General features: G+C 56.4%; 10 protein-coding genes. 5 read left to right on the forward strand and 5 right to left on the reverse strand.

Annotated elements, in window-relative coordinates; translation table 11 throughout:
- The first annotated feature begins 64 nt into the window (after positions 1-64).
- Positions 65-3964, forward strand: a complete 3900-nt coding sequence (locus O2597_RS01715; RefSeq protein WP_269522446.1) for a hybrid sensor histidine kinase/response regulator — start codon at positions 65-67, stop codon at positions 3962-3964.
- Here O2597_RS01715 and O2597_RS01720 read toward each other — a convergent pair.
- Positions 3961-4605: a phosphoribosylanthranilate isomerase gene (locus tag O2597_RS01720; protein ID WP_269522447.1), complete on the reverse strand. Its 645-nt coding sequence runs from the start codon at positions 4603-4605 to the stop codon at positions 3961-3963. The two genes, O2597_RS01715 and O2597_RS01720, sit on opposite strands and share 4 nt — an antisense overlap.
- 218 nt (positions 4606-4823) lie before the next feature.
- On the opposite strand from O2597_RS01720, the gene O2597_RS01725 reads away from it, so the two are divergent.
- Positions 4824-5312, forward strand: a complete 489-nt coding sequence (locus tag O2597_RS01725) for an AP2 domain-containing protein (protein WP_269522448.1) — start codon at positions 4824-4826, stop codon at positions 5310-5312.
- A gap of 28 nt (positions 5313-5340) precedes the next feature.
- Here O2597_RS01725 and O2597_RS01730 read toward each other — a convergent pair whose 3' ends face one another.
- Positions 5341-7911, reverse strand: a complete 2571-nt coding sequence (locus tag O2597_RS01730) for a M16 family metallopeptidase (protein WP_269522449.1) — start codon at positions 7909-7911, stop codon at positions 5341-5343.
- A gap of 187 nt (positions 7912-8098) precedes the next feature.
- Between O2597_RS01730 and O2597_RS01735 the strand changes: the two genes are divergently transcribed.
- Complete coding sequence (locus O2597_RS01735) at positions 8099-8677, forward strand: hypothetical protein (protein ID WP_269522450.1); 579 nt, start codon at positions 8099-8101, stop codon at positions 8675-8677.
- Between the two features lie 4 nt (positions 8678-8681).
- On the opposite strand, the gene O2597_RS01740 is transcribed toward O2597_RS01735, so the two are convergent.
- The 3 genes from O2597_RS01740 to O2597_RS01750 all read right to left on the reverse strand — a co-directional run bounded on the left by O2597_RS01740 (position 8682) and on the right by O2597_RS01750 (position 11742).
- Positions 8682-9107: a Minf_1886 family protein gene (locus O2597_RS01740; RefSeq protein WP_269522451.1), complete on the reverse strand. Its 426-nt coding sequence runs from the start codon at positions 9105-9107 to the stop codon at positions 8682-8684.
- An 84-nt stretch (positions 9108-9191) separates the two neighbouring features.
- Complete coding sequence (glgA, locus tag O2597_RS01745; RefSeq protein ID WP_269522452.1) at positions 9192-10685, reverse strand: glycogen synthase GlgA; 1494 nt, start codon at positions 10683-10685, stop codon at positions 9192-9194.
- Positions 10675-11742 carry an exosortase/archaeosortase family protein gene (locus O2597_RS01750; protein WP_269522453.1) on the reverse strand — a complete coding sequence of 356 codons (1068 nt, stop codon included), beginning with the start codon at positions 11740-11742 and terminating at the stop codon, positions 10675-10677. Before O2597_RS01750 ends, glgA begins: the two co-directional genes overlap by 11 nt.
- Before the next feature lie 142 nt (positions 11743-11884).
- On the opposite strand from O2597_RS01750, the gene O2597_RS01755 reads away from it, so the two are divergent.
- Both O2597_RS01755 and O2597_RS01760 read left to right on the forward strand, forming a co-directional pair.
- Complete coding sequence (locus O2597_RS01755; protein WP_269522454.1) at positions 11885-12436, forward strand: HIT family protein; 552 nt, start codon at positions 11885-11887, stop codon at positions 12434-12436.
- 33 nt (positions 12437-12469) lie between these two features.
- Positions 12470-13420, forward strand: a complete 951-nt coding sequence (locus O2597_RS01760; RefSeq protein WP_269522455.1) for a PhoH family protein — start codon at positions 12470-12472, stop codon at positions 13418-13420.
- Positions 13421-13442: the final 22 nt, after the last annotated feature.

Raw genomic sequence — 13442 nt, forward strand, 5'->3', positions numbered from 1 at the left:
TGGTACGAAAAACGAGCAAATCGACTGGTCCTTTTGTACCAACTACTGTACTCGATTGGACTTCATGTCACGAAAACTCACGCAACGATGCAGGGCTTTCGCCCTGTTTGCCACGGGGCTCTTCCTCATTCAGCCCCTGACTGCCTGGGTACATGACAAAGAAAGCGGCAAGCCCCTGCAGCGAAGCTACGGCCCGGAAGCGCATGGGGGCCGCGGGCTCTGCTACGAGATCGAAGCAAACAGTGAGGGCAAGTTATTCGTCGCAAACGAAGCCGGACTGCTTGAGTTCGATGGAACGGAATGGACCCGGATGGTCCCCACCGGCTATAACGAATTGGTATCCAGTCTGGCAATCGACGGGGACCAACGGATCTGGATCTGCGGCTTCGATTCGGTGGGCTTCTACGAATCGACCGAGAACGGTAGCTATGTCTACGTGGACATGACGCCGAGCGTGCGCGCACTGCCACTGGGTGATGACCTCAGCCAGTTCTGGGACATTCAAAGCGATGGACGGAACATCTACCTAAGTACCTCCTACTATCTGCTCAGGTGGGACGGTAATGCGTGGCTCTACTGGCATTTCAATACCGACCAACGCATCTTGCCGAACCTGGTCGACAATGAACTGTACCTGCACTCCCGCGGAGAAGGGATTTTCCGGCTCGAAGAGGATCGAATGGTCCTTTTTGCGGAGCCTTCCGAAGCTTACAGCAGCGGCTTCATCTCCATGATGAGAGCTACGGATGGCCGCCTGATCGCGATCAGTACACGCGACGGAATTTTCCACTATGAGGACGGCCGGTTCACCCCATGGCACACGGAAGTGGATTCGATCATGGAGGGCCGTCTCACCTACTGCGGCCTGCTGACTTCGGACAATCTGCTCATTCTCTCGATCGAAGGTTCGGGCTTGTTTATCATCGACGAGCAGGGGCGCTGTGTCACTCAGATCCCGTCGGACAGTTCCTGGACCCAAAACATCATGGAAGATCGCCATGGTGGCATTTGGTTCGCCCAAACCAGTCAAGTCGCCTATGTCCCCTTTTCCTCGGTGACGGAATTTCCAGTTACCGACCAAATCGACGATGTCGTCCGCCACCAGGGCCAGCTTTACCTTTCCACCCGGAATTCAACTTTGAAACTGTCTCCGAAATCAGGCGCCGGGGAAATGGCGGAGTTGCATCGGGTCGATCCGGTCACTGCCGGATATGACATGCTGTCAACCGGGGACACACTCATGCACGGTGGCAGCCGCAGCCTGACGATCATGGATTCCAAAACGGATCTCCAGACACAGCCGCACCCTCGACAGGTGTTCGGGTTCGCTCCGAGTCTAAAGAACCCGGATCTCGTCTATATTTCGGATATTCCACGGATCAGCCGTTTGCAGAAGCACGAAGGCAAGTGGGAGATCGAATCGACCCATGAAGAATTCCATGAGATGGCCTTGTCCATGGTTGAATTACCGGATGGCAGCTTATTGGTCACAACCTTCAAAGGCGGTGTGCAGCGTGTGGTATGGCCGTCTCCCGGATCCGGCCAGGGAGCCCAGTTGCAGATCGAATCACTCGGTGCTTCCAATGGACTCATAGAGAAATTTGAATGGGCTTACTGCCTTGAAAGCGAGGGACATTACCTGTTGATCAGTAATCTTGGCGCCTACCGACTGCTAACGGAAACGATGCGCTTCATCCAGGACCCCGCCCTCGGCCATGATCTGGGAACCGATGGGTTCCGCCTGGAGTACTGCCAACGGGCCGACGGAGACGGCTGGATCGTCTGGCGCCCCACTCCCTCACACCCCCAAGCGAAAGGAGAGCTCGGCATACTCCGGATACGGAACGACCGGCTGAGTTGGGAACCTTTACAGCTCCCAGCGCTGAAGGAACTCGGCAACATCGAATCCATCTACCACGAGTTCAAGAACGGGCGGGAGATACTCTGGCTGGGCGGGCTCAAAAAGTTACTTCGCTACGAGCTAGGCAATCGGATGACGTTTGCCCCGGTGGAATCGACTCTTTCATCGGTCTCCGAAACACAAGAAGGCATCGTTTACTACGGCGGGGCCGCACCTCCGCCCCGGGAAAATATCTGGACCTATCCTCAGCAGTCACTCCGCATCCGATTTGCCGCGCTGCCCCACCCCTTGCAGGTCGATGGTTTCCAGACCAAGCTCAAGGGCTTCGAAGTCGACTGGTCGGAGGCCACCGCGCTCAATTTCAAGGAGTATACCAATTTAAGAGAGGGGCATTATACCTTTGAAGTCCGCGCAATGGATGAATTGGGCCGCGTCGGCCCGGTGGCAGCATATCCATTTCGCATCCTCCCACCGTGGTATCGAACCCTCTATGCATACATCGGCGCCGCCCTCCTGCTCGTTCTGCTCGTCATCCTACTCGCCCGTTGGTGGACCTTGCGCCTACGCAAGCGTAATGAGGAACTGGAGTTGATCGTCAACCAACGCACGATCGAACTGGAGAAGCAAAATATCGAGTTGGTCAAAGCGAACAGCATCAAGCAGGACTTCCTGGCCAGTATGAGTCATGAAATCCGCAATCCCCTGAACGGCATTCTAGGAATCGCCCAGCTGCTGAAAGAAAGTTCAAAACGACCACAGGAGGACAGTGAGCGAATCAACCACCTGAATGCCTGCGCCAGCCACCTACACCAGTTGCTCGGCCAGGTACTCGATTACTCCAGTCTGGAAGCGGGCAAGCTTCAGGTGCGCCAGCAACCGTTCAACGTAGCCGAGCTGTTGTCAGACGTCACCGGAATGCACCGGAGTCTCGCACAGAAAAAAAATATCCAGCTACATCTGGACAGTCCGGAAGTGCCCCGACTCTGGATTGGGGATGCGGTGCTGATCCGCCAAATTCTGATTAACCTGGTTTCCAATGCGATCAAGTACACCCCCGAGGGAAGCGTCTGGATCCGGCTGACCACCCAAGAACGGGACTCGAAAATTCACGCGGTCTTTTCCGTCGAAGACACCGGCCCAGGCATCCCTCCGGATAAGCATCACTTTATCTTCCAGGACTTCACCCGTTTGAATAAACCCGGGGAAAGCATGATCGCCGGAACAGGCCTCGGCCTCGCCATCGCTTCCGAAATGAGTGAGCTGATGGGAGGACGCCTCGACCTCGACAGTGCCTACCAGTCCGGCGCACGGTTTGTCCTCGAACTCGATTTTCAGACAGGCGAACCGGTCGCAATCGCAAGCCGGAGCAAAGCGGCTCCCAGCAAGCAGTCGCTCCGGGGGCGCTGTGTGCTCGTGGCGGACGACATGGATTTCAATCGTTACCTGAGCCGCAAGATCCTGGAAAAGCTGGGCGCGGAAGTCCATGAGGCGGAAGACGGCGAGCAGGCCTTGTCTCTGCTGGGGCAGCGGCACTACGATCTGGCCGTGCTCGACATCAACATGCCCAAGCGAAACGGAGCCGACGTCGTTCGCACATTCCTACAGTCGGACCCGGCCAGCCCACCCTACTTTGTGGCACTGAGTGCACATGTAACCAACGACATGGAGCATATGTGCCTGGATGCCGGCTACAGCCATTTCCTGGAAAAGCCCCTCCAACCCGAAAAGCTAATCCAAGTCCTGGCCAATACCCAATTGCTTCAGGTGTCGTCGGAGCGCCCGGCAATCGACTCAAGCTTACTCGACTACCTCGCCAACCAGAATCCGGCAGCAAGAGCCCAACTGCAGGAACGCTTCAACAGCTCGTTCCTCAATGAGCTCAGTCGGCTCCGCAACTTCCTGAACCAGGGAGAAACGGAATCCATCCGGGAATCCATTCATAAGTTGAAAGGCCTGATGAATATCCAACGAAACCCAAAGCTAATCGCCCTGATGGAAAAGCTATCCGACTTTGTGAAGAAAGCGCCCGATGCCCCAAAGGGGGCCATTCGTATCTGCGATGCGATTGAAGCGGAAATCCGTCAAAACGAATCACCGGACTAAATCCGCCCCAAGATCCGGAAGAGCGCTCTTAACTTCTCCGGATCTTTCTTCCCCGGACGGCTCTCCACCCCGCTGTTCACATCAATCGCCCGTGCACCGCTCTGCTCCAAAGCCGCCGTCACATTGCCGGGCCCCAAGCCTCCGGCCAATACCCAGGACACCCCAGGATAGGTGAGTTGAAGCCGGGAAAAACCATCCCAATCGCCCGTCAGTCCCGTACCGCCAATCTGGCTAGGCGAATAACTATCCATCAGGATCGTATCCGCATATTCCAGAAGATGGGGGGGAAATACCTCATCTTGAGCCAGGCGCGGCGCCAACCATAAGTTTTCTTTCCCAACGGCTTGTGTCCAGGCCTCCAACCGGTCCCGCTCCTCGAATTTCCCGGTATGTACCTGAAAGTTTCTGAAGCCCTCTGACCGCAGCGCCTTCAGGATCGAAGGATCCGGATCCACGTCGACCACAACCCGTTGCGCTTCTGGCACCGCACGAGCCAATTCCACCGCTTTTTCCAACGATATATGGCGAAGCGACTTGCGAAATAGAATAAAACCAAAATAGTCAGCGCCTAGCTCCCGAGCGAGGGCCACATCCGCGGCCTCGGTCAGGCCACAGATCTTAATATTTAGCTTCGGATTCACGAAAAAAAAGTGGTTAGTCTGGTAAAAACATGCAACCGTAATGCAACATTTCAGTAAATTCGGTTACAATTACTCTACATAACGACGATGGACAGCAGGCCGAGTTTACAAAAAATTCACAAAATAACGCAAATAAGGTTGCATACTAACGAAAATCAAAATATTTAATAGACTTAAGTTGATACCCTAATCATCAACGGACTAAACAAAACAAAATCATGGCTAGATCAAAAGTAAACAAAGGCATCAGCCGGATCGATTCCGGCTCGACCCACGGGTGGTTTGTCCGCGGCTATCGCAACGGCAAAACCTACTCTAAACTATTCAGTGACCGTAAGTGCGGCAGCAAGGCAAAAGCCCAGAAACTCGCCAAAGACTACCGGGATGAGCTGAACGAACAGCTGGAGGCGATCCCAAAGAAGCCGCGCCAGCGCCGCATCGTCGTGTCCGACTCCCGGAACACAACCGGTGAGCTCGGCGTTTCCCGCACCACTAAGGTGGGTCCCAACGGCACCCGTCACGAGTGTTATTCAGTCAGCTGGCGTCCGGAACCGGGCGTCCAAAAATGCACGTCCTTCTCCATTCGCAAGTATGGTGAAAAGAAGGCATTCAAACTGGCAGTGGATCATCGCCGCAAGATGATGCGCGAGATCCATGGTCCGAACTTCTATCGCAAGCTAAGCAAGCGCAAGACTGCCGAAGCTTAAAACACAACTGCCACAAGCTGGCTTTTTCTCAGGGCCTGACAAGCAGCTGAACCTGCCTGTCAGGCCTTAAATATTTACGGACAAAGGCGGCAAGCACTTCCGGATTGACCGCATCAAGCTTCACCTCGAATTCGGCATCGTCATTTAGAGGCAAACCGTACCGGGACTGAACCGCAGCATGCATCGCCCGCGCGCCGATTGTTTGACGCCCCATCACCCGGGCCGATTTCAAACGGGTACGGCAACGGTCCAACTCGACTTCGAGCACATCCCCGGCGGCAACCCTGGCGATCTCTCCATCCATTTCTTTAATCACTTCCTCCGCCTGATCCGGGTGCGTTCCGGCATAGAGGACAAACATGCTTTCATGGAGCCCCAGTACGCGCGTCGAACCGACATAATAGGCCATCCCGCGATCCTCGCGCACACGCTCAAACAATCTGCTGGACATGCCCGAGAACAACTCGTTCAGCACCTCCGCAGTCACATAGTCCTCAGAGAGGATTCCGACATCGGGATAGCCTTGGAGCACAACGGCTTGCTCGCGCTCCTTGACGTCGACCTGACGAACAGGCTGCTCCGGTCCGAAGCGTTCCGCCGGAACCGCCGGTTCCAGCATTCCCGGCGCCACCCGCTGTTCCAGTAGGACCTGAAGCGCCTCGAATACATGCCCCCGGTCAAAGTCGCCACAGACAGAGAGTACAAGATTACCGCGACAGACCAATTTCCGAAACTGAGCCTCCACCTGATCACGGCTGAGGCTTTCCAAATCCTCAACCTTTCCGTCTGCCCCTACCGCAAAGGCGTGAGGCCCGAAAAAGCATTCACGCAAACGTCGGAAACCGAAATCAAGCAGATCGTCATCCGTCTCATGCAGGTGGGATACCTGCGCCTCGACTTCCGTCTCGAAAGCGTCCTGCAGAAAGAGCGGCTCCGTGAGGGCGCCTTCCAACAGTTCCAAGGCAAGCGGCAAGTCTCCCGGGAGGACCTCGATCGCAAGGCTCACCGTATTGTTCCCCACATGAGCCGAAAAACTGCCGCCAACGCTCTCGATCCGGCTGGCGATTTCCTCTGCCGTGCGGCTTTTCGTGTCCAAAGTCATCAACTCGGCCATAATGGCGGAAACCCCGCGCTGCCCGGCCGCCTCATAACAAGGCCCGCCCAGCATCACCGCCCGGATATGCACCTTCGGCAAACGGGCATCCGGTTGCAGCAAAATGCGGCCTCCTGATGCGAGACTCACTTCCTCGAAAGGCGAAGGCCGCATCGCTTCGGAAGGGAGCTCGCCCGAGACCGGACGCGAGGCTTCGGGCCCCAGCCCGACTCGTGAACAAGTCGCAGCCTGCAGGTAGTTCCCGGCCACGGCTTGGAGCTCGCCCGCCGAGACTTCGTTCAAGCGGGTCAGATAACGGCGCCCGTACTTCAGATCGCCGAGCACAACCTCCGCCAGTCCCAGACGGGATGCTTGGCCGCTCATCGTCTTGCGACCGTTGATTTCGGAACTCAGGGCCTGACGCCGCGCCTTCTCCACGACTTTCGCGTCCAAGCCGTCACGAATCACGCAGTCGATGCATTCAAAAATGGCAGTCTCGGCCTGACTGGCCTTATCGGGATCGCACACATAGGAAATCCAGAACAACCCGCGAGTTCCCGGATTCCAATTCCTGCAATCAATATAGTGAACCAGTTTCTTCTGATTGCGAAGAACCTGCCAGAGCACAGAGCTCTCCCCACCTCCCAGTGCATGGGCCAATGCGTCCAACCGGGGCGAATCCGGGTGACTGAGATGCGGCACCTGATAGGCGATGCTGCCCCGGTAGACCTTGAAGTCACCCTGAATGAAATCGGCCCGCCCCGCCAGTTGCTGCGATTCGGCTTCGAGGGGAGCCGGAGCCAAACGTCCCCGCGTCAAACTGCCAAACTTCTCACGAATCATCGAAAGACAATCCTCACGGCTCACCGCACCTACCACCGAAACCACCGCATTGTTGGGCACATAGCGCGCACGGTAATACGCATAAAGCTCATCACGGCTGACCTGCTCAAAGAGCGGCCGATGGCCGATGACCGGCTCCCGATAGGGATGCTTCTGGTAAGCGGTTCGAAACAGGGCTTGCATCAATTGACGGTCGGGGTCGTCCAGGCCCATGTCGATTTCGCGGAGGATGACGTCGCGCTCCCGTGCCACTTCCGCCTCGGGCAAAAGCGAGTGGAACACGATGTCCGACAAGACATCGGCCGCCTGGGCAAAGGACGCGGACGGGCCGTCGATATAATAGACGGTACGGTCAAAGGTGGTGTAGGCATTGATCCCGCCCCCCAAGGCATGGACCTCCCGGCTAATCGATTTCGCATCCCGGCGGGCGGTCCCTTTGAACAAGAGATGCTCCAGGTAGTGCGACAGGCCGGAGCCAAGCAAGGGCCCTTCATGGATGCTCCCCGTCTTGATCCACACCTGCACCGAAACGACTTCACTGGAAAAATCCGGTCGGTGTACCAGAGTAAGACCATTCTCCAGAACATGACGTTCCGCGGGCACTTGATAGAGACGCTCCACCAACGAATGGGCATCTTCGGATGAAAATTGGTAATCTGACATTGAAGACCTATAGCCGATCCACATATTGGAGCTACGTTCTTCAACGTAGACTCATCCCTAAGGAAATTGGCCTGTTTTTTGTTATAAAATTGTTTAAGATTATGTTTATCAGAGCCTTAGGCAAATAGGTATTTGATTCAAGGCTTAGAATCCATCAAATTCACACATTACGAGGACAACTGTGCATATGAAGCCAAAAGATACAACACCACCACCGCCAAACCGTGAGCCAAAACGTAAACTGAGCCTGCAGAGCGCGATGGCAGCCGCGACCAGCGACGGAAGTGTTGTGGTCAAGCCCTTGATGAATCCCTTGGGCGAATTTCCCAATATGCGTGACAGTGACCTGCCTGAAATGGAGGCACGCCTGCTCGAGATCCAAGCGGACATCATTAACCGCGAAGAGCTCATCGTGGAGCGGGAGAAGAAGCTGGAGTTCCGCGAGCGCGAGGTCAACGAACGGGAAGCCCTGATCGAAGCCCGTCGCAATGTCATGGACACACAGGACTCCGGCACGAGCGAGTCGAGCAAGGAACACAACGCAAAGGAACTGAGTGCCCTTGAGAAATTAAAGAAAGAATTGGACGCACAGGAGAAATCGATCAAGGAAGCCCGCGAGGTTCTGAAAGAGCGCGAGCAGTACATCGAGAAGTGCGAAAATGACCTGGTCGAGAAATCCATGCTGCTGACCGAGCGTGAAGCGCGGATCGAGCAAAAGGAAGACGACTACAAGACTTTCACAACCGCCTGTAACAGCGAGGCTTAAAGGCTTAACGTAAGCGAGGCCGCTTGATCGGCGGCTTGACCGCAGGACGAAACGGTTTTTCGAAAGCATCCGTAAAACTATAGCCTTCGTTGAAGTCCTCCGGACTGTCCTGATCGGTCTTTCCCAGCACTCGGCACTCAACCAGGTTGAAGACAATATTGCCGAAATCGCGACAGTTCTTGACCCCCCAGAATTCGAGTACGGACCGGGCCATGGGACCGTATTGCTCAATTGCAAACTCACGGATTCCTTCCAGCAGTTGCTGACCGGACAAGTGGTTCGAACGATCCAGTTCACCACGCTTATGAAGTTCACGCAGGCTATAATCCAATGCCTGGCGCAAAAAATAATACACCCCCCGCGCATAACGCGGATCATCCTTCCGGATGGTCCGTATGACTTCGTTGAAATCTCGATTCGGGTCGTTCACTCAGCAATATAAAGAATAGGAAGCGATGCCCTCGTCAACCTTGAGCCCCAAGAGCTGCCGTTTTTCAAGACGCGCCATTCAGCTTCACTCCGAAAATGCGGCCCGACGGGCATCCAGAGCCCAGCCATAAATATCTTCATAGATCCCGGCCGATTGGTCCCAGGTAAAGTCGGCCTGCATCGCGTTCTTCTGCAACTTAGCCAGTTCCTTCGGGCGGTCATAGTAGGTCGCACAGGACCAGCCCATGGTATAGTACAGGGCATCGGCGGTCGGGTGATCGAAGCGGAATCCGGTACCGATCCCCTCGCCCTCAATGTACTGCTCAACCGAATCCGCCAATCCACCGGTCGAGCGGACAATGGGCAGGGTGCCATAGGCCATGGCATACATTTGACTCAGTCCACAGGGTTCGAAGCGGCTGGGCATGACGAGGAAATCCGCGCCCGCCACACTCAGGTGGGCCAACTCGTTATCAAAGGCCAGATGCGCCGCAAAACGTCCGGGGTGGCGCTGCGCCAAATCCTGGAAGGCTTGCTCCAAACCGGCGTCGCCGGTCCCCAGAACGGCGACCTGAATGTGCATTTGCTCCATCAGGCGGTCTCCAATCGCAGCCAGCAGATCGAGCCCCTTCTGGTCGAAAAGTCGCGAAACAACCGTGTAGACCGGCTGCGACGGGTCCACATTCAATCCATAAGCGCGTTGCAGAGCGGCTTTGCATTCCGCCTTCCCTTTCATCTGCCCGGCCTTGAAATTCGCGGGGATCAAGGGATCCGTTGCGGGATTCCACTCTTCCATATCGATCCCGTTGATCACGCCGATCAGATCCCCTGCCCGGTAGCGCAGCAGGTGGTGGAGCCCACAACCGCCTTCCGGTTGTTGGATCTCACGGGCATAGGTCGGGCTGACCGTGGTGATTTTGGTCGCGTGGTACAAGCCCCCTTTGAGCATGTTGACCTCGCCCATCGATTCCAGGCCATCCTGCCGGAAAACCGTGGCGGGCAACCCGGCGTAGTCCACGATTCGCCGGTGAAACCAGCCTTGATGCTGCAGGTTATGAATGGTCATGACCGAAGCGGCACGCCCGAGAGGCGTCTCCCGCTCGTTGGTGTTCAGGTAGATCGGCACGAGCCCGGTGGCCCAGTCATGGCAATGTACGATATCCGGATACCATTCGAGGTGATGGCAAAGATCCATCGCGGCCCGGGACAGGAAGGTAAAGCGGTAGCCATTGTCCGTCTCATCGCCCGAAGGGCCACAATACACAGTCGGCGTATCGAAGTACCGGTTATGCTCAAGAAAGTAGCATTTCGCATCCGAGCCGGGTAAGGGGCATTCCCAAACGCGAGCATAGGCCTCATGTCCCCCCAGTTTCACAATCAGCAGGGGATCTTCCAAAGGACGGGCTTCACTGACATGCCGCATGCCGGCATACCAGGGAATGACAATGCGCACATCGTGACCGCGCTCCGCTACCGCTTTCGACAACGCACCTACGACATCGGCCAAACCACCGACTTTAATGAATGGGGCCGCCTCGGGGGCGACCATGAGGATTTTTTGTTTAGGCTTAGGAGGCATCTGAAGTGTGGTCCGGCACGGCGTCGGCACCGGGTTCATGTTCATCGTCAAATTCCTTCAACTTGAAGTTGAAGATGGGCAAAAGTAGCATCAGGCCGACACAAGTCAGTCCAAGAATCGCAAAACCGGTCACATCGTGAACGCTGCCGATATCCCCGAAAAGCGGAAGGACCCAGTGCTCGTTAATCGCGTTGGACCCGTTATTGTAGGCCCAGAAAGTCAGGAACAGGCTGCGCATCAGGTTGGTTATGACCGCGAAGCACATCGCGGCAAAGACCAGAAGCACCTTCTTCCAAAAACGATCGAGAAAGACCGCAGCGAGGAAAGAGCCGGCAAACAGGCAGGCCGTCAGGGAGCGGATCCCCGAACAAGCTTCTTCCACGCCCACCTGACCTTCCGGCAGGATCAACACATTGCCTTCGCGCTCCAGTTCGAAGCCGGCAACATCAAAGACATTGAAGACGACAATCGTCACCTTGGTCAGGAGGAAGACCTTGATTTTGGTCTCCAAGACGGACACCAGCGGGGCCGAAATCAGCCAGATGGCGGCGGGAAAGAGGAAGGCACAGGTCAGCGCCAGCCGCTGCTTCAGGCCCATCGGCTGGCCATCGGCACGCTCCTTGGAAAAGATAAAGACCGCACAGAGCACGATACCCGTGAAACCGGCGGCGATGGCCAGAGAGGCCGGGTTCTGGGGAGTGGTGACAGAGCGCAACAGGGCGCCGATGGCAAACAGCAACAACGCCCCCATAAAACCGGCCATGGCGACGACTTCCAGCGCCTTCCCGAGCGGACCAAGACGGACCGATGCAGGCGGTTCGACCTCCGGCGCGGCCCCACGGAAGAGATAGCTGCGGATCACCGGCCAGCGGTCGTAAAGCACGTACGCGGCAAAAAGTGGCACCAAATAACCAAAACTATAGTCTTCACGCTCGCCCCACCAATAGATCTGATCCCAGATCATGAAGGCCGCAAAGCCCAAAACCATGTAGGAAACTGCAATATGGGTTTTAGGTAATTGCTTGAAAGTGAAATTGTTAGTGGTGGGTTCGCTCACGGGAATTTCTGGGCAATAGTCGATCCGGCAAAAGTCAGGAGGCTTGCCTCTACTTCCTTTAAAAGCAACCCCGAAAAGAGCCGCGACGGGCCCCTGTCTGCGCCTGAATAAACAATCGACGAGGCCCCGTCGTCCGTTCAAAATGACTGTTTTTGAAATGGAAGAGACGACTCAAAGCTCCTCGAGCGGGCCACTGCCGCCCTCCATGCAAAGGCTGCATGCCTACTGGCGCATGCCCTACATTCTCGCGCCCAAGAACGCGGAGGATGGCGGCAATCCTTTTGCCCGAATGCCCCAGACCCGGGATGACCGCTCCGAGTACATCATCTACCGGGGACGTCTCAACTACATCGTCATGAACCGCTATCCCTATAATGCGGGACACCTGCTCGTGCTCCCCTACCGGGAAGTCCCCCGCCTAGAGGACCTGGAGGTCGAGGAGCGGCACGAATTGATGGACCTGATCGTCAAAGCCCAGGAAATCCTGACCCGTGCCCTTCGGCCGGATGGATTCAACACCGGCTTCAACTTCGGCAAGGCCGCCGGGGCCGGGATTCCCAAACACCTCCATTGCCACATCGTCCCACGCTGGGACGGAGACACCAATTTCATGCCTGTGATCGGCGACACCCGGGTACTGCCCGACTCCATGGATGCCATGTGGGAACGACTGCATCAATGCGTCGAGGCTTGAACGCTCCCCACAGGTCACGCCATACAAAGCCCTATGCCTGAAGAGACGATTCACTTCGCCAGCGACAAACAGCTCAGCCAGCTGTATGCAAACGACAGCCGCAACCTGGAAGAGGCCGAGCGCGTGCTGAATGTCTCCCTGGTCAGCCGGGAAGACTGGCTCTCGATCGATGGCAGTCCCGAAGCGATCGAGTTGACCAAAGCGCTGTTCGACCTGCTGGGTATGGCCCGCAATCAGGGCATACGCACTCGCAGCTCAGACTTCCACCACACCTTGCGCTGCATCGCCGAGGGCAAGGCCGACGAGCTGCGCCAGATCTACGAGCAACCGCTGGTGATCAAGCTCAAGCGCCAGAGTGTCATTCCCAAAACACTCAACCAGAAGCGCTACCTGCAGCGCATCGCAGCCAATCCGGTCACCTTTGGGATCGGCCCAGCCGGCACGGGTAAAACCTACCTGGCCATGGCCATGGCCCTGAAAGAGCTGCTGGATGGCCGGGTGGAACGGATTATCCTGACACGTCCGGCGGTCGAAGCCGGCGAGGCGCTCGGGTTCCTGCCCGGCGAGCTGCAGGAAAAGATATTGCCCTACCTGACACCGCTCTATGATGCGATGCACGAAATGGTGGGCAAAGAGCAGACCGCGAAACTGGTGGAGAGCGGGATCGTGGAGATAGCCCCCCTCGCCTACATGCGCGGGCGCACCCTGGCCAATGCATTCGTGGTCTTGGATGAAGCCCAGAATGCCACCCATGAACAGATGATGATGTTCCTGACACGACTGGGAGACGGCAGCCGTATGGTCATCACCGGCGACATCACCCAGATCGACTTGCCCCGGGCCAAGCTGTCCGGACTGAAGGAAGCCTCCCGAATTCTCAAAGACATCAAAGGGATCGAGCTCTTCTACTTTGACGGACAGGATGTCGTTCGCCATCCGCTGGTCCAGCAGATCATTAACGCCTATGCGCGCCACGCGGAATAGGCCGCGCGCTCACTCATATACA

It is taken from the genome of Coraliomargarita parva (assembly GCF_027257905.1).
Taxonomy (GTDB): Bacteria; Verrucomicrobiota; Verrucomicrobiia; order Opitutales; family Coraliomargaritaceae; genus Coraliomargarita_A; species Coraliomargarita_A parva.